The sequence below is a fragment of the Pseudomonas quasicaspiana genome, assembly GCF_021147825.1.
Classification (GTDB): domain Bacteria; phylum Pseudomonadota; class Gammaproteobacteria; order Pseudomonadales; family Pseudomonadaceae; genus Aquipseudomonas; species Aquipseudomonas quasicaspiana.
This window is the reverse complement of the sequence record NZ_JAGTPI010000034.1, coordinates 19,718-42,878: the sequence shown is the minus strand read 5'-3', so window position 1 is coordinate 42,878 and position 23,161 is coordinate 19,718. Positions and strand designations below refer to the sequence as shown.

Annotated in this window: 18 protein-coding genes; 11 read left to right on the top strand and 7 right to left on the bottom strand. The window is 58.1% G+C overall.

Features of this window, described 5'->3' with window-relative positions; translation table 11 throughout:
* Nucleotides 1-135 precede the first annotated feature (135 nt).
* Entirely contained in the window at nucleotides 136-2,925 is a 2,790-nt protein-coding gene (locus KDX30_RS18775) for a response regulator (RefSeq protein WP_231677177.1), read from the top strand.
* A gap of 69 nt (nucleotides 2,926-2,994) precedes the next feature.
* On the top strand, nucleotides 2,995-3,591 hold the full coding sequence (locus tag KDX30_RS18770; RefSeq protein WP_027901358.1) for a MarC family protein: 597 nt from the start codon (nucleotides 2,995-2,997) through the stop codon (nucleotides 3,589-3,591).
* On the opposite strand, the gene KDX30_RS18765 is transcribed toward KDX30_RS18770, so the two are convergent.
* The 7 genes from KDX30_RS18765 to cobG all read right to left on the bottom strand — a co-directional run bounded on the left by KDX30_RS18765 (nucleotide 3,592) and on the right by cobG (nucleotide 10,680).
* The gene (locus KDX30_RS18765) at nucleotides 3,592-4,233 is read right to left on the bottom strand and encodes a hypothetical protein (protein WP_231677176.1); all 642 of its coding nucleotides are present in this window, start codon (nucleotides 4,231-4,233) and stop codon (nucleotides 3,592-3,594) included.
* Complete coding sequence (locus KDX30_RS18760; protein ID WP_231677175.1) at nucleotides 4,226-4,906, bottom strand: hypothetical protein; 681 nt, start codon at nucleotides 4,904-4,906, stop codon at nucleotides 4,226-4,228. The genes KDX30_RS18765 and KDX30_RS18760 overlap by 8 nt, the downstream gene beginning before the upstream one ends.
* A gap of 54 nt (nucleotides 4,907-4,960) precedes the next feature.
* On the bottom strand, nucleotides 4,961-5,758 hold the full coding sequence (locus KDX30_RS18755; protein WP_231677174.1) for a hypothetical protein: 798 nt from the start codon (nucleotides 5,756-5,758) through the stop codon (nucleotides 4,961-4,963).
* A gap of 516 nt (nucleotides 5,759-6,274) precedes the next feature.
* The gene (cobJ, locus tag KDX30_RS18750) at nucleotides 6,275-7,978 is read right to left on the bottom strand and encodes a precorrin-3B C(17)-methyltransferase (RefSeq protein ID WP_231677173.1); all 1,704 of its coding nucleotides are present in this window, start codon (nucleotides 7,976-7,978) and stop codon (nucleotides 6,275-6,277) included.
* Nucleotides 7,978-8,712, bottom strand: a complete 735-nt coding sequence (locus tag KDX30_RS18745) for a precorrin-2 C(20)-methyltransferase (RefSeq protein ID WP_406643954.1) — start codon at nucleotides 8,710-8,712, stop codon at nucleotides 7,978-7,980. The genes cobJ and KDX30_RS18745 overlap by 1 nt, the downstream gene beginning before the upstream one ends.
* On the bottom strand, nucleotides 8,709-9,335 hold the full coding sequence (locus KDX30_RS18740; protein ID WP_027901353.1) for a precorrin-8X methylmutase: 627 nt from the start codon (nucleotides 9,333-9,335) through the stop codon (nucleotides 8,709-8,711). Before KDX30_RS18740 ends, KDX30_RS18745 begins: the two co-directional genes overlap by 4 nt.
* Nucleotides 9,328-10,680 carry a precorrin-3B synthase gene (cobG, locus tag KDX30_RS18735; RefSeq protein WP_319946091.1) on the bottom strand — a complete coding sequence of 451 codons (1,353 nt, stop codon included), beginning with the start codon at nucleotides 10,678-10,680 and terminating at the stop codon, nucleotides 9,328-9,330. Before cobG ends, KDX30_RS18740 begins: the two co-directional genes overlap by 8 nt.
* A 117-nt stretch (nucleotides 10,681-10,797) precedes the next feature.
* Between cobG and cbiE the strand changes: the two genes are divergently transcribed.
* From cbiE to urtD, 9 genes are all read left to right on the top strand, one after another.
* Nucleotides 10,798-12,000: a precorrin-6y C5,15-methyltransferase (decarboxylating) subunit CbiE gene (cbiE, locus tag KDX30_RS18730; RefSeq protein WP_231677172.1), complete on the top strand. Its 1,203-nt coding sequence runs from the start codon at nucleotides 10,798-10,800 to the stop codon at nucleotides 11,998-12,000.
* On the top strand, nucleotides 12,000-13,097 hold the full coding sequence (locus KDX30_RS18725) for a cobalt-precorrin-5B (C(1))-methyltransferase (RefSeq protein ID WP_231667698.1): 1,098 nt from the start codon (nucleotides 12,000-12,002) through the stop codon (nucleotides 13,095-13,097). The genes cbiE and KDX30_RS18725 overlap by 1 nt, the downstream gene beginning before the upstream one ends.
* The gene (locus KDX30_RS18720; protein WP_231677171.1) at nucleotides 13,094-13,831 is read left to right on the top strand and encodes a cobalt-precorrin-6A reductase; all 738 of its coding nucleotides are present in this window, start codon (nucleotides 13,094-13,096) and stop codon (nucleotides 13,829-13,831) included. Before KDX30_RS18725 ends, KDX30_RS18720 begins: the two co-directional genes overlap by 4 nt.
* Nucleotides 13,832-14,067: 236 nt before the next feature.
* Nucleotides 14,068-14,538, top strand: a complete 471-nt coding sequence (locus KDX30_RS18715) for a copper chaperone PCu(A)C (protein ID WP_231677170.1) — start codon at nucleotides 14,068-14,070, stop codon at nucleotides 14,536-14,538.
* Between the two features lie 277 nt (nucleotides 14,539-14,815).
* On the top strand, nucleotides 14,816-17,923 hold the full coding sequence (locus tag KDX30_RS18710; RefSeq protein WP_231677169.1) for a hypothetical protein: 3,108 nt from the start codon (nucleotides 14,816-14,818) through the stop codon (nucleotides 17,921-17,923).
* A gap of 199 nt (nucleotides 17,924-18,122) precedes the next feature.
* Nucleotides 18,123-19,388 carry an urea ABC transporter substrate-binding protein gene (urtA, locus tag KDX30_RS18705; RefSeq protein WP_027901346.1) on the top strand — a complete coding sequence of 422 codons (1,266 nt, stop codon included), beginning with the start codon at nucleotides 18,123-18,125 and terminating at the stop codon, nucleotides 19,386-19,388.
* Between the two features lie 183 nt (nucleotides 19,389-19,571).
* Nucleotides 19,572-21,143, top strand: a complete 1,572-nt coding sequence (gene urtB / locus KDX30_RS18700; protein WP_231677168.1) for an urea ABC transporter permease subunit UrtB — start codon at nucleotides 19,572-19,574, stop codon at nucleotides 21,141-21,143.
* A complete protein-coding gene (gene urtC, locus KDX30_RS18695; protein ID WP_099267813.1) occupies nucleotides 21,143-22,222 on the top strand; it encodes an urea ABC transporter permease subunit UrtC in 1,080 nt (359 codons plus the stop codon). The genes urtB and urtC overlap by 1 nt, the downstream gene beginning before the upstream one ends.
* Nucleotides 22,219-23,079: an urea ABC transporter ATP-binding protein UrtD gene (urtD, locus tag KDX30_RS18690; protein ID WP_231677167.1), complete on the top strand. Its 861-nt coding sequence runs from the start codon at nucleotides 22,219-22,221 to the stop codon at nucleotides 23,077-23,079. Before urtC ends, urtD begins: the two co-directional genes overlap by 4 nt.
* Nucleotides 23,080-23,161 lie beyond the last annotated feature (82 nt).

The window sequence follows — 23,161 nt, the reverse complement described above, 5'->3', positions numbered from 1 at the left end:
GCTTCGACAGGCCGGGACGAGCGCAACAGCGTTCTCCCGGCCTGTCGGGTCCGGCCGGCCCTCACAGGACTACACGCAAAGATTAAAAATAGAGTTTAGAGTGATCGGGCATTCATCTTACGAAGGGATCTCAACGTGCGCTGGCTCAGGATTGCCAAAGGTTTAACTGTAGGGCTGTTGACCCTGCTCTTCGTGCTGTCGGCGCATGCCCAGCCAAGTGCGGGCTGGTCAACATTGCTCGACACGCAGGCAAACCTGCAATTGAGCGACGTCCGTTCGGCCCGTTATCAGAACCAGCTCAGCCCGACTGACCTTGATCAGGTCACCGCGGCCGATCGCAATAGCGCTCTGTGGCTGCACTATCAGTTGCAACCCGGCGATCACGAACAGCTCCTGCGCATCTTCGCGCCAGACCTTGCCAGCCTGGACCTCTATGTCCTTGAAGGCGACAAACTGCTCAACCATACGCGCACCGGCAACAGCGTCGCGCCTCAAAGTGATGTCCTGCGGTCCAGCGACTTCATGCTGCCAATCCCGCAAAGTAACGCCCCTGTGGATATCTATCTGCGGCTGGTCTCAACCCAGCAACTTCGCCCCAATATCAGCCTGCAACCGGCAATCTACAGTGCCGCCGACGAGCGCGAGCCGTTTCTGTTCGGCCTTCTATTCGGCTCGCTGGCCATGCTGATTCTGCAAAATCTGACGCGTTACGCCCACACCCGCTCACGCAGCAACCTGTGGCTCGCGAGCTGTGAAGGGTTGTTGGCGCTCAGCGCGGCCCTGCTGCTAAACCTGCTGACCCCATGGCTCAAGACCTGGCACATCGCCCAGACACCCGCGGCGCATCTGACCCTGCTGTTCGCAGCACTCGCAGGCCTGATGTACGCGCACTCCTTCTTTGCCCATCGCAATGTCGTCGCACTCAATCGCCTGTTGATGGGCAGTCTGGTGGTCATAGCTCTGGGCTGCCTGCTGATACTGTTCGTCGACACGCTGCCACTCAACGTGATCACGTTTGGACTGGTGACACTCGCGACCGTGGGCATTCTGTTCGTCTCTGCTTACCACTGGCAAAAAGGCTACTGGCCCGCCCGCCTGTTCGTGCTATCGATGGTGACCTTCAACATAGGCTGCCTGGTCATTCTGCCCGCGCTGCTGTGGTTGACCTGGATTTCCCCGCAATGGCTAATCCTCACACTGCTGGCGGTGTTTTGCTTCAGCGGCCTGTTGATGAGCGTGGCAATCAGCGAGCGTCACCGCAGCTTCACCGAAGACAACTTCAGCATCAGCCGTGACAAGGCCGCCAGTACTGCAGAAATCAACGCCAAAGCAGAGTTTCTGGCCAAGATCAGCCATGAAATCCGCACGCCTATGAACGGTGTGCTGGGCATGACCGAACTGCTACTGGGCACTCCGCTGTCGGTCAAACAGCGCGACTACGTGCAGACGATTCACAGCGCAGGCAACGAGCTGCTCAGCCTGATCAACGAAATTCTCGACATCACCAAACTCGAATCGGGTCAGATCGAGCTGGATGATGTGCAATTCGACCTCAGCGCACTGATCGAAGATTGCCTGAATATCTTCCGCGCCAAGGCCGAGCAGCAGGAGGTGGAGCTGATCAGTCTGATTCAGCCACAAGTGCCTCGTGTCATCAGCGGTGACCCGACACGCTTGCGCCAGACCGTCTTGAGCCTGCTGGAAAACGCCCTGAAGAAAACCGACGAGGGCGAAATTCTGGTGGTGGTCGCACTCGACTCACGCGCCGGTAAACCTCGCCTGCGCATTGCCGTGCAGGACAGCGGCGAAGCACTCTCCAGCGATGAGCGCGAAGCACTGCTTCACGCAGAACTGCACAGCAAGAATTTCATGGCATCGAGCAAACTGGGCGGGCATCTGGGCCTGGTCATTGCTCGCCAGTTGATCGTACTGATGGGCGGCGAATTCGGTATCCAGTCCGGCGGCACTCACGGCAGCACCCTGTGGCTGAGCCTGCCACTGGATGCTGATCGTCTGGAGCAGCCGCCACTGGATCTCGACAGCCCGCTCAAGGGCGCTCGCGTGCTGGTGGTCGATGACAACGAAACCTGCCGCAAGGTACTGGTCCAGCAATGCAGCGCATGGGGCTTGAACGTCAGTGCCGTGTCGTCCGGCAAAGAAGCGCTGGCGCTGTTGCGAACCAAGGCACATTTGCGTGATTACTTTGATGTGGTGCTGCTGGATCAGAACATGCCCGGCATGACCGGCATGCAACTGGCGGCCAAGATCAAGGAAGATCCGAGCCTGAACCACGACATCCTGCTGATCATGCTGACCGGCATCAGCAACGCGCCGAGCAAGGTTATCGCCCGCAACGCGGGAATCAAAAGAATTCTGGCCAAACCCGTTGCAGGTTATACCCTCAAAACCACGCTGGCGGACGAACTCACCCAACTGAACAAGGGTGCAACGGCGCATCTGGTGACGCCGATCCAAAACATACCGGTCAAGGTACCCAGCGACTTCCGCATTCTGGTCGCAGAAGATAACAACATCTCCACCAAAGTGATTCGCGGCATGCTGGGCAAACTCAACCTGAACCCGGACACCGCCAGCAACGGCGAAGAGGCATTGCGCGCAATGAAGGCCCAGCGCTATGACCTGGTGTTGATGGACTGCGAGATGCCAATTCTGGATGGCTTCTCTGCCACCGAACAGCTACGGGCCTGGGAAGTCGGCAATCAACGGGTCAGAACACCGGTGGTAGCGTTGACTGCGCACATTCTTACCGAACACAAGGATCGCGCCCGTCAGGCGGGCATGGATGGACACATGGCCAAACCTGTGGAGTTGTCGCAACTGCGCGAGTTGGTGGAGCACTGGGTCGCACAACGTGAGAAGGTTCGTACGCTGACCTCGGCCGGTGACTTGTACCAACAAAACTGATCTGTTGTCATCGACGTCTATTGCGCCCTGATAGACTCGCCCCGTCTTATCTGCTGCCGAGCCCAAGCCATGCTCCATGTGTTGTTCAGCGTTTATCTGAAGATGCTGGTGCTTTACAGCCCGTTCTTCGTCCTGTCCTGCTTCATCAGCCTGACGCGTGGCCACTCCCGCAAAGAGCAACGACGTCTGGCGTGGAAGGTGGCGCTGGCAACCCTGATTTCCAGCGTGCTGCTGTATTTGTTCGGACGAGTGATATTCAGTGTATTCGGCATCACCGTTGATGCCTTCCGGATTGGCGCGGGCAGCGTGTTGTTCATTTCGGCGCTGGGCATGGCGCAAGGCAAATCGGCGGTACAGACCGACAATGTTCAGCAGGACGTGACCATCGTCCCGCTGACAATTCCGCTCACTGTCGGCCCCGGTACTATTGGTGCGCTGTTGGTGATGGGCGTGAGCCAGCCTCACTGGGATGACAAGCTGACAGCCATTGTCAGTATTGCCCTGGCCAGTCTCACTGTTGGCGTGGTGCTGTACCTGGCCAACAACATTGAACGCATTCTGGGCGAACAAGGCTTGCAGATCGTCAGCCGGTTGATGGGTTTGTTTGTATGTGCGCTGGCCGCGCAGATTATCTTTACCGGCGTTCGCGGCTATCTCGTGCCTTGATCATATGTCCTGAATTGCAAGGCGGGTGACGTACCTCAGTTTCGACGTGATGCTTTCCCGCTGCATCGCATATTGCTCACGATCCAACTCATACACTCCGCCGCTGATACGCAGCACAATGTCGCGCTGGATCCGCTCGGAAAGGCCCAGAATATCCACCTCGGTGTAAGCATTGGCGTGTAAGGCGCACAGCACGATCAAGATCTGACCGGCAGGCGTCTTCTCGCAGCCAACCACCTGGAACGTACGCAGACGACCACTGCCCCGGCCATGCTGGAAAAACAATTGAGCGTCCTTGTCGATTCTGACCGTCCTGAGGCTGTGTTGCATCAGCCTGGCGAGGCTGGTCGAGCCAGTCGTCCCTACGACGCTGGCGGTGATCTGCTCCAGCTCTTCAGCGTCGGTTATCACCATGGGCTCTTTTACAATGCGAGCCTTTACCGTGCTGAATTTCTCCAGTCGGTTACGGTAGTACCCCATCCAGCTGGTCCATAACTCACTGCGGTCGTAGGTTTGGCTGGCAAAGTAGTCGGCGTACCTCAGCAAATCCGAGACATCTTTCTTTTCTTCACGCGTGAGCCCTGCCATGAAGGAAATAAGGTTACTGCCAGCGACTACGACACTCGATGTCATCTCACTCATCGCCCACCCCTACTCTTACAGTCAGCGCCTTCTTTCTCTCAGCCAAGGCCGATTCGAAAGCATCCCGGTACATCTCGTAGTGGATATCCAGCAGTTCTGCGGAAAAGAACATGACGTCAATGGCACCGACAATGAGCGCTGGATCGAGCGACTTCAGCAGCGGATCATCATCAAGAGGTTGCGTTGTATTAATCGAAACCAATACCGAGTACAGGATGTGCTCTGCAGACACAAAGCTGACCTGAACCTGCTGGCTGGACAACCCGATCGGTGTTGTATGAGCGATGCGAGCGGTCCCCTCTCTTTGCCTCATCTGTGCCAGCAACGGGCTGGCCAGAGCAGCCAGACCAGACGCGGCATCAGGTAACCTTGTCACGCATGACCGCGCAAAAATATCGGTGATCAGCGTCCACACGTTAAACCCGACTGAAGTATCCGGCGCATGGCTATATGCCTTGCTGGTGGATAACCGCCAGCCAAAGGTAGTCATTGCGTCCAGATAAGTTTGCCGCCACCTGGAATAATCGGAAACGCTCGGTACTTTGTTATCGGCTGCAAGTTGCGTATAAAGTGTCGACGCAAGAATATCCGACTTCACGGTGGATTCAACCCGCCGGTCGAACATTATAAAATCCCGGGCATTAACATAAGCATCCAGTGTGATATCACACATGGCATTCCTCCCGAATATAAAATAGACGGGGGGCTCACACCCCCCTTGATAACTTCAGATCGGATAGCTGGCAATATCGCGCGTTGCTTTGTCACGCAACTTGCTGACAATAGCCCCACGGTGGAAGCTGTACTCTTCCTGATCGAGAATCCAGGCAGCCTCCCCGCGAGAAATATTGATCGTGGAGTTATGCCACTCCGTGAACAATACGTCGACCGTATTGATCCGCACGTTGCAACGCAGCGCACCTAATGCAAAATAAACTTCCCCTTGAGATTCAATACACGAGCCAATACAGAAATTTCCTTTGTCGTAGTCGCGGGTATGCCTTTTGAACAGTTCCACTGGCTCGTTGCTGACTTGAAGCGCCTCGATAGCGTCCTTTGCAACTTTGGCCAATATCATTGCGGCTGGACCTGAGCCTGCCATGGTGGCAATAGCCGAACCGAGAATTTTGAGCCCGACCTGCTCCATGGTGAAGCGCTGATCGGTCGTCCGGTATTGAGCGTAATCCCAGTGTTCCGGAACCCAGCCCACCCCATTCATGACGCTGTAAAATTTGTTGAACCAGTTTTCGCCCCCGCGCTCCAGACCAAATGCGTTGTCGGCAACGAGCACCGCCAGCAATACCGTCTTTTTCACGGCATCCTTGTTTTCTCGCGACATCCCCGCGACGAACCCCAGAATAGTGTTGGCAACCACGGCCGCTTCATCGTTCTTTGGATCAAGGTCCAGCGTCCGCGTCATTCGTGTACGGTTCATGGCGACCGGTGAAGCAGTATCGAAGTCCAGCCCTTGTACAAAACTGATCCGTTCAGCCGGACTTTTACGAAAGTCCAATGCATCATTCATAAAAAATTCCTTTTAGTTAACGACTCGTCCACGAGTTCGTATTCAGGCCATGCGGACTGACAAGGTCAAATTTCACCTCATCGACATAAAGCCAATAAATATAATGGGATGTCCTTTCAGAAGCGGTAACAAATCAAATGGTCAAACTCATAACATCCGCAACATCAAGACCACACGCTCAGCCTAGGCAAGTCATTTACCGATAGCAACTGTCGATCATCCATGACACATAATTTATTACATTGGCAACTTGCAGCAAACAGGGCTTGGAGACTAGATCCTTACTTCCACAAAATAACTTTCGGACAGGACAAGTTATAGAAAGCCGGTCAGAAGTCGTATATTCCTACACGAAATGAATACATAAAAAATATGGGAAGTAGTAGTCCGGGCACTGAAAGATAGCGCCTGCTGCTTCAGGAGGTGATCTGACGAGCAGGAAGCTGCTGTCGGCAGCTCCCGATCCTGTGTGCTGGAAGCATACAAACCGGGATGCTGCCCACTCGAATGCCTGCGCTAGCCAGTCGGCTTTTCGCCATACCAACGGGGCGTGTAAACCCATTGACTGCCATCTGCCCGAGCAAATGTGCAGGTCGTCGAAGAGCCAATCAGCACCATGGTGCGCATGTCCACCTGATCAGGTGTCAGCTCGCCCAGCGTAAGAATCCGCAAGGTTTGCCCCGGTCGGCCTATATCTCGCCCCAGCGTGACAGGCGTTTCAGGCGTGCGATGCTGGCGGACGATTTCCAGCGCGCGCCCCAGCTGCCAGGGACGGGAGCGGGAAATCGGGTTGTAGAAGGCCAGCGCCAGATCAGCCTGAGAGGCCAGATCCAGACGCTTTTCGATGATGTCCCACGGTTTGAGATTGTCCGAGAGCGACATCACGCAGAAGTCATGGCCCAACGGCGCCCCTGCCTGAGCGGCGGTTGCCAGCGACGCGGAGACTCCGGGCAGGATTTCCAGCTCGACGTTGTGCCAATCGGCATCGGTCGATTCGTGCAGCGCTTCCAGCACCGCTGCGGCCATGGCAAACACACCGGGGTCGCCGGACGACACGACCACGACTGAGCGCCCGGAAGCTGCCAGTTCAAAGGCATGTCGGGCGCGCTGCATTTCTTCACGGTTATCGGTGCAGTGCATGACCTGATCAGCCCGAAACGGCCCGGCCATGCGCACATAGGTTTCGTAACCCAGAATGTCATTGGCCCGGGCCAGTTCGGCCTTGACGGCGGGCACCATCAGCTCTGCGGCACCCGGCCCAAGGCCGATAACGGCAAGCCTGCCGCGCCCCTTGCCAATCTTTTCAACATCCAGCGGTTGAGGGGCTACAGTAATTGCCAACCCCTCGTTGACGCTGATCGGCGGCAGCAGTTGCGGCACGGCTTGCGCAGCCATATCAACCGCTGAAGCCGCAGTAACAAAACGCAGTGGCACGTCGAGTTCGCGGGCCGCCTGATGCAGCAACGGATCGGCCATCTGCGAATCAGCCGCCAACAGACAGGCCAGTGACTGAATAGCGATACCCGCATCGTGCAGCGCAGCGCGGATGCCAACAGCCAGCTCAGTGCTGGTTACCGTTACAGCCACCGCTACGCTGCGCGGGTAGATCAGCAGTTCATGGGCCGACGGCTCACGCTCGGTGCAGCTGACGTGAATTGCCAATTGCGCCTGCTCGTCCTCCGGCAGTTTTGCATCGGCCAGCCAGGGCGCAGAACCTTCAATGCGTACGCTTTCTCCGGATAGCAAATCAGAGACAAAACGCTTGCCCAGTTCCAGATCACCCAGCGCATAGCCACTCGGAGGATTGAGCAGACACGTGCCGAAACGCAATTCGCCACTGGTGGTGATCGCAGGCGCGATACCCAGACCGGCAGCGATTTCCCGGGCCATGACATTGACCCCGCCGAGGCCGCCCAGCAGCGGTACTACGGCGCTAGCGTCTTCAGCGATGGCAAGCACGGCGGGTTCAGCGCCTTTTTCCAGCAGCAAAGGTGCAAGGGTGCGAATCACGATACCCGCCGCACACAGGGCAATGATCGGCGTGTTCTGTTGATAGAACTGACGCAAGGTTGCACCAAACTCGCTGTAGGTCCGGTCCGCGTCCTGTACTCGATCAATCAAGCCGTAAATCAGCGAGTCCGGATAGAGCTGCTGAATGCGTCGGGCAGTCGCCAGGCTGCCATTGCCCAGAATCACAATGGCTGGAATGTTGTGCGCCATCAGCCCCGCCACCTTTCGCCAGGAACAATGATCAGCGAGAAGTACGGCGAAGACATCGGCACCACTTCATCCAGCGGTACGATTTTCTGATTGGCCATGGTCGCCCGCTCAACGTACAGCGCCCGCTCTGCAAGGCCCAATTCTTCCAGCACCTGGCGGACTTTTGGAAAGTTGCGACCCAGCTTCATGATCACCGCTGCGTCGGCATCGGCCAGTTTGCGCTTGAGTTCTTCATGGGGCAGCACGCCGGACAAGACCGACAGACTCTGATTGCGATACACCAGCGGCGCGCCCAACACCGATGCGCCCCCCAGCATCGAACAGACCCCCGGTATGACCTGAGCTTCGTATTTATCGGCAAGGCGGTCATGCAGGTACATGTAGGAACCGTAAAAGAACGGATCGCCTTCGCAGATCACCGCCACGTCACGACCAGCGTCCAGATGGGCCGCCACATCGAAACTGGCCTCATCGTAGAAATCACTGATGACTTTTTCGTAAGACATCGGTGCAGGCAGCGCTTCGGTTGTCACCGGGTAGACCAGCGGCATCAAGGTCTGGGCGTCCTGCAAATGACCTTCGATGATGCCGAACGCATTGCCCTTCTTGCCCTTGGCCACGAAGTACGCGACCACTGGCGACTCACGCAGCAAGCGCAGGGCTTTGACGGTAATCAGCTCGGGGTCGCCAGGGCCGACGCCCAGGCCAATCAATCGACCGCGTGCCTGCATCATTCGATCTCCGTGGCCAGTGCGTTGAGGGCAGCCACGGCCATGGCACTGCCGCCACGACGCCCCTGCATGATCACGAACGGTACGCCACGACTGTCGGCGGCAAGCATGGCCTTGGATTCGGCCGCCCCGACGAAACCGACCGGGAAGCCGAGAATCAGGGCCGGTTTAGGCGCGCCCGCATCAAGCATTTCCAGCAGATAGAACAAGGCGGTCGGCGCATTGCCGATCACCACGACGCTGCCCTCAAGATGTTCACGCCAGTGCTCCAGCGCTACGGCGGAACGAGTGTTACCCAGCTCCAGAGCCAACTCCCGCACACCCTCATCGTGCAATGTGCAAATGATCTGATTGTTGGCAGGCAGGCGAGTACGCGTGATGCCCTCGGACACCATGCGCGCATCGCACAGGATCGGCGCACCAGCGGCCAGCGCGTCGCGCCCGGCCTTGCCAGCACCTTCCGAGAAACGCAGGTCTTCGATGACCTCAACCATGCCGCAGGCATGGATCACGCGCACGGCGAGTTTTTCCAGGTCGGCAGGGATCGTATCCAGGCGCGCTTCCGCACGAATGATCGCGAAGGAGTTGCGATAAATCTCCTGACCATCGCGGATGTAATCAATCATGGGTACTGCTCCGTGAGTCGGCGATCAACAATGCGCCGGCTGCTTCAATAGTGAGGTCACGCGCTTGCAGGGCACCGAAACCGGACTGCGCTGCATCGCGAAAATAAAGGTCATAGTGGCCGGGAGAAACCGCCAGTAACGTTACCGAGGCCAGATGCGCCGCTGCACACGAACGCTTGCAGGCTGAAAGATGTACTGGTCGGCTGACTCCGCTGCGTTGCAATTGCCCGGCCAGCAGCTTTGCATCGGCCTTGGTGTCGGCCAGTCCCTTGGCGCAATCGGTCGAACCGGTGCAGGCGATGATCTGTGCCAACGGCTGATCGGCGGAGCACAACAGCCCGGCGTCCTGCAACGCCGACAGCACCTGTGCACCCTGCCCGCTCGGGATATTCGGCAACAGCACGCTTTGCCAAGGGGTCAGGCGCAAGCTGCCATCGCCGAACCCGGTCGCCAGTTGCGCAACAGTGTTCAGCATCGCCGGATCAATGCGCCCTAATGGCACAGCACCGCCTACTGCTACCAGGCCGGTTTGCCGCTGTGGATAAATTCCCAAGTGCTGGTTCGGGCTGATTGCAGGACGACGCCAGGTGGTCACTTTTTGATCAGCTCGCAGTTCAACACTCAGACGCAGCTGTAATTGTTCAAGCAATTGCTGCGCCGAAACTTCCTCTAACAGATGTCGCATGCGCACCTGCTCGGGACGCGCCAGATCCAGAAACAGCTCCAGAACCGCCAATACCAGCTCCAGCCCGCTAGCCACCGGAACCGCTGCCAAGGGCGAACTTTGAGCAGGACAACCCGCAAGACCGAAGCCCAGCATGATATCGCCGTCCACGTTGAGCGCCGACAGCCACAGATCATGGGGATGTTCGAGCATCACCATGCCTTCGCCGCCGTCCAGAGACAGGGCGAACTTGGGCGACAGGTCATGAAAGCGCGGATTGCTTTCCAGCGCAGCCAGAATCTGCGCGGCCAAAGGTCGCACGTCCAGCAGCATCTGTGGGTCCAGGCCCGCCACGGGGCTGAGCATCAGGTTGCGCACGTCATCGCTGTCGGGGTTGTTCGGGCCGAGCCCGGCCCCGAGCAGCGTGTCGATCAGTTGCGCCTGTTGCTCACCAATGCCGCGAATCTGCAGGTTGGCGCGATTAGTGGCTTCGATCACCCCATGGGCGTAGGCGTGCGCCGCCTGTGCAACGGCGTTAGCCTGCGCCGCGTTGAGCGAGCCGCCTGCCAGCTTGATCCGGCAGATGCCGCCATCCAGTGCCGGGACGATACGCAGCAACCCCGGACAAGCCGAGGGGCGTAAGGACGTTAGAGGCGTGCGAGCGAACTTCGGCTCGGTCAATGGATCACCATCAATTGGTTTGAATAGGCACTTGTGTCTATCAGGCGCGGTATTATGCCTGCTTTGTCCGCAGGCATGAAAAGCCGCTCTGTCGGAAGATCGGATTGAGGTACGCAAATGTCGCCCTGGCTGACGGTCGTGGGAATTGGTGAAGACGGCTACAAAGGCCTTGGCAAGAACGCCCGGCACGCTCTATTGCACGCCGATCAGGTGTTCGGCGGGCCGCGTCAGCTGGAGTTGCTGCCGCCTTGCATCAAGGCTGAACGCCGCGCCTGGCCCAGCCCTTTCTCTCTGAACCCTGTGCTCGAACAACGCGGCGCTGAGGTGTGCGTGCTGGCCAGCGGCGATCCGATGCTGTTTGGGGTAGGCGCCAGCCTGACGCGCGTTGTGCCTGTCGAAGAAATGCTGATCCTGCCGGCACCCTCCTCCTATTCCCTGGCGGCGGCCCGTTTGGGCTGGCCGTTGCAGGACGTGGTCACGCTGTCCGTGGTGGCCCGACCGCTGGCCGCGTTGAATGCCCGGTTCCATCACGGTGTGCGCCTGCTGATTCTGAGTAATGACGGCACGAGCCCGGCGGCGATTGCCGGTTTGCTGCGTGAACGTGGTTTCGGCCCAAGCCACATGACCGTGCTTGAGCATCTGGGCGGTCCGGCCGAGCGTCGCGTGGACGGGTTGGCCAGTGAATGGGCCAACCCCGAAATCGCCGCCTTGAATGTAGTGGCGATCGATTGCCGTGCCGATGCCAGCGCGTTGCGTCTTTCGCCGTTGGCCGGTTTGCCCGATGAAGCCTTCGAGCATGACGGCCAACTGACTAAACGCGATGTGCGGGCGATCACCCTGGCGCGCCTGGCCCCGGTACCGGGCGAGTTATTGTGGGACGTCGGCGCGGGTTGCGGGTCGATTGGCATCGAATGGATGCGCGCCCATCCCACCTGCCGAACCCTGGCCATTGAAGCCGATGAAGGCCGCCAGCAACTGATCGAATTCAATCGCGATGCGCTGGGCGTGCCGGGCCTGCAACTGGTGCGCGGCAGTGCGCCTCAGGCGCTGGCCGGGCTGGAACGTCCCGATGCGATTTTTATCGGCGGCGGCGTAACCCGCCCCGGTGTGCTGGATACCTGCTGGCAGCAACTGCGCTCGGGCGGCCGACTGGTAGCCAATGCCGTCACATTGCAAAGCGAAGCAACGTTGATGGCCTGGCGTGATCTACATGGCGGTGAACTGACCCGCATCCACATCGCCCACGCCAAACCGCTGGGCGAATTCGATACGTGGCGTCAGGCTCTGCCTATCACTCTGCTGGATGTGGTCAAACCCTGATGCGTAACGAAACCGCAGAACAACCCGCCCCCTTGCGAAGTGGCCTGACCACCGGCAGTTGCGCAACCGCCACCAGTCTGGCGGCGGCGCGGTTGTTGTTGGGCGGTGAAGTCAACGATGCGGTGGAAATCGTCCTGCCCAAGGGCAAGCACGTGCAAATGCGCCTGGAGTTCTGCCGATTGGCGGGGGACGGTGCAGAAGCCGGTACTATCAAGGATGCCGGGGACGACCCCGACGTCACCCATGGCGCACTGGTTTTTTCCCGGGTGCGGCTGCTGGATGTTGCGACGGTAATTTTTATTGCAGGTCAGGGCGTAGGCACTGTCACGCGACCGGGTCTGGTCCTGAAAGTGGGCGAGCCGGCGATCAATCCGGTGCCACGGATGATGATCATCGAACACCTGCAAGCGCTGGCCAACGAGCTCAATTACACCGGCGGTTTTGAAATCACGGTCAATGTCGAAGGCGGTGAGGCCCTGGCGCTGAAGACCATGAATCCGCGCCTCGGAATTGTCGGCGGGCTGTCGATTCTGGGCACCAGCGGCATTGTCCGGCCATTCTCCTGCGCGGCCTATATTGCGTCGATCCACCAGGGCATCGACGTCGCCAAAACCAACGGTTATCAACACATCGCTGCCTGTACGGGCAACGCCAGCGAAGACACCATGCGCCGCTTCTATCAGATGCCGGACATCGCCTTGATCGAGATGGGCGACTTCGTCGGGGCTGTGCTCAAACACCTGCGCAAGGTGCCAGTGGCCAAACTGAGTATCTGCGGCGGGTTCGGCAAGATCAGCAAACTGGCTGCAAAACATATGGACCTGCACAGCCGTCATTCCAGCATCGACCTGCCGCAACTGGCGCGCTGGGCGGCGGATGGAGGAGCCGATGAAGCACTGCAGCAGGCCATTCTCGAAGCCAATACCAGCCAGCAGGCTCTGGCGATGTGCTCGGCAGCAGAGGTGCCGCTGGGTGACATCGTTTGCCAGCACGCACTGGACTTCGCCCGCAGCGTTGTGCCATCGCAGGTTGAAGTGGAAGTCTTCGCGATTGATCGTCAGGGCGGCATCGTCGGAACAGCCGGAGTCAGTGCTTGAAGCGCGTGTTATTGCTTGGCGGAGTGACCGACGCACTGACCATCGCCCGCACGCTGGGGCCGCAGCATATTTACAGCCTTGCAGGCGTAGGCCGGGTACCGACTGATCTTGTCTGCGAAGTGCGAGTCGGTGGTTACGGCGGCGCTGAAGGGCTGGCGCAGTTCATTACCGGGCAAGGCATCGATTTACTGGTCGACGCGACCCATCCTTACGCGGCCCAAATCAGCCAGAACGCGGCCCGCGCCGCCGGGCTCGCCAACGTGCCGTGCTGGGCATTGCGCAGGCCCGCCTGGCAACCGGGACCGGGCGACGATTGGCGCGAAGTGGCGGACTGGGCCGAGCTGATCAAAGCGCTGCAGCCCTTCAAGCGTCCATTGTTCACCTTGGGTCGTGAACCCTTGCAGCATCTGGATGAAATCCCCACACATCAGTTCTGGACGTTACGCGCCCTCGAAAATACCCTGCGCGACGTGCCGCAGCACGAGCGCTGCGAAGTCATCGGTGCGCGTGGTCCGTTTCTGCTTGAGGACGAGCGCGCGCTCTTTGAGAGGCGCACCATTGACGTGCTGATCAGCAAGAACAGCGGTGGTGATGCGACCGAGGCCAAGCTGGAAGTCGCGCGGGAACTGAAAGTGCCGGTGTTGATACTCCAGCGTCCGGAGTTACCGCAGGTGGATCGGGAGTTTGGTTCTGCGGCGGCATTGCTTGAGGCGCTGGATCAGTATCAGCTCTGATGCTGATTGCTGAAGGATTTTTTACCTGTAGGAGCGCGCTTGCCCGCGATTCGGTGTGTCAGCCAATAAATATATCGGCTGTGCTGACGTTATCGTCCGGATGCGGCCCAGACCAAGCGCGCTCCTGCAGGTCCTACGTTGCTTTGCGACAGCGCGGCATCGCGCCACATTCCGGGCTTTTTACATCGCTAGGCTGTTCAGGCTAAATGGCAGCTCAATCGACAGGAGTCTCTTTAATGTTGAAGCACCTGCTCATGCTGACAGCGTTGTTGCTGCCAGTGAGTTACGCCAACGCCAATGACTATCGCGCCGCCGAGCTGAATATTGCCAGCCCATGGTCAATGGAGCTGCCGCCGAATGCGCCCAACGTCGCGGCCTATTTTGTCATTCACAACAATGGGCAGAGCACAGACCGCCTGCTCAGCGTAGACACGCCCATCGCAGGCACGGCTCAGCTTCACGAACACGTTCACGCCAACGGTTTGATGAAGATGCAGCAAGTGCCAAACGTGGAAGTCCCGGCGGGAGGCGACGCCGTATTCGCGCCAATGGGTTATCACGTCATGCTGCTGGACCTGAAGGACAAGGCTGCGCTTACGGAGGGTAAAAGCTTCCCGTTGACCCTGCATTTCGAGAAGTCAGGTGCGGTCACGGTAGAGGTCGAAGTGCTGAAGCAGCCGCCTGGGGCATCCGCGCACAGTCATTGACAGGGTTTTGATCTTGTAGGACTGGCTTTAGCCAGGAGGGCCGCATCCCTGACGACGAAAATGCTGTGAATCTATCGGCCCTTTCGCGAATGAATTCGCTCCCACAAGATATGCATCAACCTCAAGTTCACCGCTAAAGCCAGTCCTACAGGGCTCACAGACCTGATGCCTACAGCTCTTGCAGAATAACCCCAACAAGAAAAGCCCTCCAGCCGACAGACACCCTCCCCTAAATCCGATTTCGTGAGCTGCATCTTTCACAAAACGAAACGGAATCATGACGACTCAATCTGCTTCACCCGCTGCCAGCAACGCGACGTACCCACCCGATTTGCGTACCGTCGCAGAACAGGAGTTTCTGCGCCTGCTCAAGCGCGATCACCCTGGCGTCAGCATCGACATCAACCACACCTGGCTGACGTCCTACATGCTGAAAAGCCTGACGATCCCGCCTTTCACCCAGTTACCCGTGCAAGGCCACCCCACCATTGAACGCTCACTGCGTCAGTTCCGGTATTCGGAACCGGTTCGAGCCACGCTCCTCGATCATGCTCTGGGTCGCAAGAGTTTCGATTTGTCGGCCCACGCAGGCTTCTACAAAGCCGCCGACACAGTGGCTGAATCCGACGAAATCGCGCATCTCGAATGTGAGCACATTCTGAATCTGTACACGAACTTCAACAGTGCGCTTGAGCCTGCTTATCGCCAGCAATTGGCTGACTACTGGAGCTACCTGGACAAGGGCATCAGCCGACGCGAGCGATTCATCACCGAGCGCAAAAAAGCATTACGGCTGGAGTCCGAAGCGGCAGTCGAGCAAAACCTGCTCACTATTAGCCAGCACGCCATGCTTGAAGATCAACTCAACAGGCCACGTACCGCCGATGACGACACCGTCCAGAAATACGGGGCCTTTCAACTGGCACTGACAGATGGCCAGGGCGAAGTGCATATTTTTCCCGGGGCGTTTGTCCTCACGCACACCCATAGTCTGGTCCCGCCCGCATTGAATGACAGCAGTCTGGGGGAGGTGTTGCTGCGCACTGAACATCAAGGCCTGGAAGGCTTTGCAAACATCGCAGCGATGATCCACTCGCTGGAGATGCGCTTTAGTGACGCCATACAAAAACAGGTTGTACTGCAAAACCTCAGCGCCGCGTCTCGGGCTAAACTCCTCACATTCCCGACCAAAGCCCCAATGTGGCGCTTGTCGGTCATGGATGGCGATCTACTGCAGGTGTTGTTTGACCAACAGTTAGCCAGACAACAGGCCGATTTCAGTTATCTGTTAGGCCAGGCAAAAGCGCTGAAGACGGACGCAGATCAGTTTGCGCGCACCCTGCCGCAGCGACTTGCGCAGGCTGCGCATCTGGACAATGCGCTGATGCTTGATCGCAACGACCATCGACTGATCGCTGGCAGCATGCCGCACTGGTGGTCAACAGTCAGCCACGAGCACCAGCAACGCTGGGTGGCTGCCGCGCAGGATTACAGTAAATCGATCATCCAGCTGCATCATCTGTGCAAAAACATACCCGATGGCCCGCAACCTCAGGGAAGTCATCAGACAGCCTGGCTTGAGAACGTGAGAAGCCTCGCCATCGCCCAATTGCGCATGGACCAGGTACGGGCTCAGGCTGACCCGCTACCCGACGCGGCCAAGGCATGGATGAAGGTCATCATTGATAACCCCTGCGTCGAGACCCGGCAGCAGGTCGATGGCAAAACGATCAACCTCGACTTCATGATCCTTGAGCAACACCCGATCCCTGACGTCATGCGTATCGCACCGCAAGATTCAACAGCCGATCAGCCGATGTTGCTCTGTACCCTCAATGCCCCGGACAGTCGGGTATTTCGCTGGTACCCCAACGAGAAGGCCATGCGTGAGCAGTTTCTGGATCATCCCGACTTCACCCGATACCTGCTACGCCAGTTACCCGAGGAAAGTCGCCCGGTTGAATGCAGCGCCGAAGAGTACGAGCAATGGCTCAAGCACTTTCGTGCACGGGAAACGTACAAACACCTGAAAGCGCCAGCCAGGCTACCCAGCTTTATTTTTGGTGAACCTGATTACGTTGAGGAGGGCGAGGACTACCTCATGACCCATCACGACCTCAAGCATAACCGCAGGCATGAGCTTCACTTCCGTCCCGAAGTGATCAAAAAACACGGTTCATTGTTTGGCAGCATCGCGCTGAATATTGCCATGCTGTTCATTCCATCACCGGTACTCATTGCCTTGGCGGCGGGTATAGGCCTGTTCAAACTCTGGGAGGCTTTTCAACATCTCAGAGAAGGTGATTACCATGGTGCTGCCTTCGAGTTGTTGTGTGCGGTTGGCTACCTTGGCGCTGCTGCACTGGGTCGCTGGGTCATAAATCGCGAGCCTTTCACCCCGCTGGAGGATCTGCGATCAGCCACGCCACTGGTACAGCGCACCACCTCTGAAGGTGAGGAGCAGATCGGCTATCTGGAATCATCCAGCCCTACATCGCAACGCACAGACCTTGACGCCGTTGTGCCCTACGATGCTAACCAGTTCCATGCTGTCCAGATAGGCGAGCAGCAATACTTCATCAAACGTCAGCCCTGGCTATTCGGCCACTGTCGGCTCTATCGGGTAGACGTCACTAATCCCGACTTGCTGATTGCAGAGCGCGCCTACGCCGTGGAATCCAGCCCGGGCGTCTGGAGCAAAATAGAAACCCTGCGCACCCGGATAAGCAGCCTGCTGTTGAGGCAGTCGGATAGGGAACTGGGCGATGTAACAAGGGATTGGCCGAGCTCGGCGGAGGAGGTCAGCACCGTCTCCAAACTGGCATTCAATCGTAACTATCTGCATCTGGCACAAACCTCCAACGCCAGCGAACTGCCTGAAATACTGGATTACTGTGAAGGCGGCTCGCAGCCCATCAACAGCCTGCTGCGCGCCAGAATGCGCACACCGTGGACCCTTCGTTTTCTGAACGAGTTCTATTGCCTCAACGAATATCAGGGGCGGGCTTATCGCGCAGCATTGGTCAGCGCCGCCGGGCTGCGAAAACTGACCACCGAGATCGGACAGGTGTTCGTCGATAACGGTATTCAGTCTGCTTCTGTCAGCCGCTGGAGCAGCGAGCAGTGGAGCCGCGACGGATTCATCCGCGAGGCGGCCGGCAGTGAAGACAGCACCGTATTTGTCATTTTCAATGAGTCTGTGCCGAAGAAAAACCTGTTCACCAGCTTTTTGGGGGACCACGTGGCGATTGCACCCTCAACTCCGTTGCAACTGGTTGCAAGCCGCTTGGTCGGCAAGCGTTTCTACGTTTACTTCAAAAGCCCGGCCGCCACTCCGGAAAAGATGTTTGATCTTTATTCCGGCAATACCGAACTGATGCTCTGACGATCAAGCACCAATAAGGCGCAATGCCACGCACCAGTGCGCAGGACAAGTTCCACACTGGTGCGCAACATTCCTGTCCAACAAGACAACTTCCCGTTCAGGCGCGCTATTTCGCGCCTTGGCCCAGCCTTTGCTAAACAGGAATCAGATATGCGTTATCTCGTGTGCCCCATCGAATACCAATAACGGAGCTAGCCCAATGAAGCGTCGCAGTCTGATCAAAGCGTTTACCCTGTCCGCGTCCATCGCGGCCATGGGCCTTACATGGACCGTTCAAGCTGCCGAGACCATCAAGGTCGGCATTCTGCATTCGCTGTCGGGCACCATGGCTATCTCCGAAACATCGCTCAAAGACATGGCGTTGATGACCATCGACGAAATCAACGCCAAGGGCGGCGTCAACGGCAAGATGCTGGAAGCAGTAGTCGTTGACCCGGCGTCCAACTGGCCGTTGTTCGCTGAAAAAGGTCGTCAGTTGCTGACTCAGGACAAGGTTGCCGTGGTGTTCGGCTGCTGGACCTCGGTATCACGCAAATCCGTGCTGCCGGTGTTCGAAGAACTCAACGGCCTGCTGTTCTACCCGGTTCAATACGAAGGCGAAGAAATGTCGCCCAACGTGTTCTACACCGGCGCAGCGCCTAACCAACAGGCGATTCCTGCGGTCGAGTACCTGATGAGCGAAGACGGTGGCGCAGCCAAGCGTTACTTCCTGCTGGGCACCGACTACGTTTACCCACGCACTACCAACAAGATTCTACGCTCGTTCCTGCACTCCAAAGGTGTAGCGGACAAGGACATCGAAGAGGTCTACACCCCGTTCGGCCACGCTGACTATCAAACCATCGTTGCCAACATCAAGAAGTTCTCTGCGGGCGGCAAGACGGCTGTTATCTCGACCGTCAACGGCGACTCCAACGTGCCGTTCTACAAAGAACTGGCCAACCAGGGCCTGAAGGCTACCGACGTTCCGGTTGTAGCGTTCTCGGTGGGTGAAGAAGAACTGCGCGGCATCGACACCAAACCGCTGGTGGGTCACCTGGCCGCCTGGAACTACTTCCAGTCCGTCGAGAACCCGGTCAACACCAAGTTCGTTGCTGACTGGAAAGCCTACGCCAAGAAGAAAAACCTGCCGGGTGCAGACAAAGCCGTCACCAACGACCCGATGGAAGCCACTTACGTGGGCATCCACATGTGGGCGCAAGCGGTCGAGAAAGCCAAGTCCACCGATGTGGATAAAGTCCGCGAAGCCATGGCTGGCCAGACTTTCGCCGCGCCGTCGGGCTTCACCCTGACCATGGACAAGACCAACCATCACCTGCACAAGCCAGTGATGATCGGCGAAGTCGAGGACAACGGTCAGTTCAACGTCGTCTGGCAGACCAAAGAGCCTATCCGCGCCCAGCCATGGAGCCCGTACATCCCGGGTAACGACAAGAAGCCGGATCATGCGGTGAAGAGTAACTAAGTAAAGCGATGGCCCCTGCGTTCTGCGCCGGGGCCATCAAAAATTGTTGTTTGAAACGACGCCTTCGCGAATGAATTCGCTCCCACATTGAAATACGTTCCACCTGTGGGAGCGAATTCATTCGCGAAATGCCTCAACACGGTTTCCTGTTGGAATACCGTCGCCGACATCCAGGCTAATGCCATGCCCAACATTCTGTACCGCTTCATCTTCACCCTCGCCTTGCTGCTGCCCATGGCGGCACAGGCCAGCGATGCCGGTGATTTCGTGGCGGCCAGTTCCGCACAACAGGCCGAACTCCTCGAGAGCTGGGCCGCCCAGCCCATTCCGGAACGCATTGATTTGATCAATGCCCTGCAGGAAGGCCGAGTCGCTGCTGACAGCAGCAAACGTGCATTTATCGAAACCGGCGACAAATACGTCGCGGTCGATGCTGATACGCCAACAACCGATGAGCCGCGCAAACTGCGCCTGAATAACCGCTTGCGTGGTTTGGTCGATACCGCACTGGCCAGCCACCAACTGCTGTCTGAGGATGCAAAGCTGCGTCTGTCAGCGGCGCTGCAATTGCAAAAATCAGCCCGCCCTGCTCAGTTGCCATTCCTGAGCGTGCGACTGGCCGATGAGAAAGATGATGACGTCCACGACGCACTCACACTGGCACTGGCCAATCTGCAACTGGTTGACTCCAGCCCGACCGTCCGCCTGGCGGCCGTGCGCCTGCTCGGTGAAACCGGTGATCCGCTGGCCCGCACTCGTCTTGAAACCTTGTTGGCACCGGGCGTTGAAACTGACGCCAGTGTGCGTATCGCAGCCGAAACCAGCCTGGCGCAAGTCAAACGCAAACTGATGGTAGGCGAGTTACTCGGTCAGGCTTTCAGCGGCATGTCGCTGGGCTCGATTCTGCTGCTTGCGGCGCTCGGTCTGGCAATCACCTTCGGTTTGCTGGGCGTGATCAACATGGCCCACGGCGAAATGCTGATGCTTGGGGCGTACTCCACGTATGTCGTGCAGTTGATGTTCCAGCGCTATGCGCCGGGTGCTATCGAGTATTACCCGCTGATTGCCTTGCCAGTGGCATTTTTCGTTACGGCGGCCATCGGCATGGCACTGGAGCGCACGGTGATCCGCCATCTGTATGGCCGACCACTGGAAACCCTGCTTGCCACCTGGGGTATCAGCCTGATGCTGATACAGGCCGTGCGTCTGGCCTTCGGTGCGCAGAACGTTGAAGTGGCCAACCCTGAATGGCTCTCTGGCGGGTTCCAAGTACTGCCCAACCTCGTACTGCCCTACAACCGCATCGTGATCATTGCGTTTGCGCTATTCGTAGTGGTGTTGACCTGGCTGCTGCTGAACAAAACCCGCTTGGGCCTGAACGTGCGTGCCGTGACCCAGAACCGCAACATGGCCGCCTGCTGCGGTGTGCCGACCGGGCGCATCGACATGATGGCCTTCGGGCTCGGCTCCGGCATTGCCGGGCTGGGCGGCGTAGCCCTGAGTCAGATCGGCAACGTCGGCCCGGACCTGGGCCAGAGCTACATCATTGACTCGTTCCTGGTGGTGGTGCTCGGCGGTGTCGGGCAACTGGCCGGTAGCGTCATGGCGGCCTTCGGTCTGGGCATCGCCAACAAGATTCTCGAACCGCAAATCGGCGCTGTATTAGGCAAGATCCTGATCCTGGCACTGATCATTCTGTTTATCCAGAAACGTCCGCAAGGCCTCTTCGCATTGAAAGGACGGGTGATCGACTGATGAACCAACCATTGATGGTCACTGCCGCACAAAAAGTCGGCCCCAAAGGTACTGTGGCGGTTGGCGTTGTCGTGCTGGCAATTCTGCTCGCGATGCCACTGCTGTCCTTGCTGCCTGCCGATAACAGCTTTCAGGTGTCGGCCTACACCCTGACGCTGGTAGGCAAGATTCTCTGTTACGCCATCGTCGCGCTGGCACTGGATCTGGTCTGGGGTTACGCCGGTTTGCTCTCCTTGGGCCATGGCCTGTTCTTCGCACTCGGCGGCTATGCCATGGGCATGTACCTGATGCGCGAAGCGGCGGGCGATGGCTTGCCCGCATTCATGACCTTTCTGTCATGGACCGAACTGCCGTGGTATTGGGCAGGTACGGATAACTTCCTGTGGGCCATGTGTCTTGTAGTGTTGGCGCCGGGTCTGCTGGCGCTGGTGTTCGGATTCTTCGCCTTCCGTTCGCGGATCAAAGGCGTGTATTTCTCGATCATGACGCAGGCCCTGACCTTCGCCGGTATGTTGCTGTTCTTCCGTAATGAAACCGGTTTTGGCGGCAACAACGGCTTCACCAACTTCCGCAGCATTCTCGGTTTCAGCATCAGCTCTCAAGGCACCCGCGCCACGCTGTTTCTGGCGACTGTGATCCTGCTGGTGGCGAGCCTGTATGTGGGTTGGCGTCTGGCGCAGAGCAAGTTTGGCCGGGTGCTGACCGCCCTGCGCGATGCCGAAAACCGCCTGATGTTCTGCGGCTACGACCCGCGTGGTTTCAAACTGTTTGTCTGGGTATTGAGCGCAGTGCTGTGTGGTTTGGCTGGCGCGCTGTATGTGCCGCAGGTCGGCATCATCAACCCGAGCGAAATGTCACCGACCAATTCCATTGAAGCCGCCGTCTGGGTAGCACTTGGCGGGCGCGGAACGCTGATCGGCCCGCTGCTGGGTGCCGGCCTCGTGAACGGCATGAAGAGCTGGTTCACCGTAGCCTTCCCGGAGTACTGGCTGTTCTTCCTCGGCGCGCTGTTCATCATCGTCACGCTGTATCTGCCTAAAGGCGTGATCGGTTTGCTCAAGAAGAGGGGCGAACAATGAAAACCACTCCGACACCGGCATTCATGCTCGAACCTATTCTCGACCCCAATGCTGATGCAGGCACCAGTCGCGATTCGATTGGCCTGGGGCAAAGCGTCGGCAAAGGGCTGAACACGCGCCACGGCACGATCCTTACGCTGGAAGACATCAGCGTCAGTTTCGATGGTTTCAAGGCACTCAACGACCTGAATCTGTACATCAGCGTCGGCGAACTGCGCTGCATCATCGGCCCCAATGGCGCGGGCAAGACCACGCTGATGGACGTGATAACCGGCAAGACTCGCCCAAGTCACGGCAAGGCCTGGTTCGGTGAAACCCTGGACCTGACGCAGATGAGCGAAGTGGAAATTGCTCAGGCGGGCATCGGACGCAAGTTTCAGAAGCCCACTGTGTTTGAAGCCTTGAGCGTGTTCGAAAACCTCGAACTGGCGCAGAAGACTGATAAATCGGTGTGGGCCAGCCTGAGGGCGAAACTCAGCGGCGAACAACGCGACCGCATCGACGAAGTACTGGAAACCATACGATTGACATCGTCCATGCAGCGCCCGGCCGGTCTGCTTTCACACGGTCAAAAACAGTTTCTGGAAATCGGCATGTTGCTGGTCCAGGATCCGCAATTGCTGCTGCTCGACGAGCCAGTCGCAGGCATGACCGACGCCGAAACCGAATTCACCGCCGAGCTGTTCAAGAGCCTGGCGGTCAAGCATTCGTTGATGGTGGTGGAACATGACATGGGCTTTGTGGGTTCGATTGCCGACCACGTGACCGTGCTGCATCAGGGCAGCGTATTGGCCGAAGGCTCGCTGGCGGATGTGCAGGCGGATGAAAGGGTCATCGAAGTGTATTTGGGTCGCTAAAGCGCCCAGCTGCAAGCTTCTAGCTGCAAGCGACAAGTTAGAAGCCAAAGCAAAACCCGCTTTTTCTTACAGCTTGAAGCTT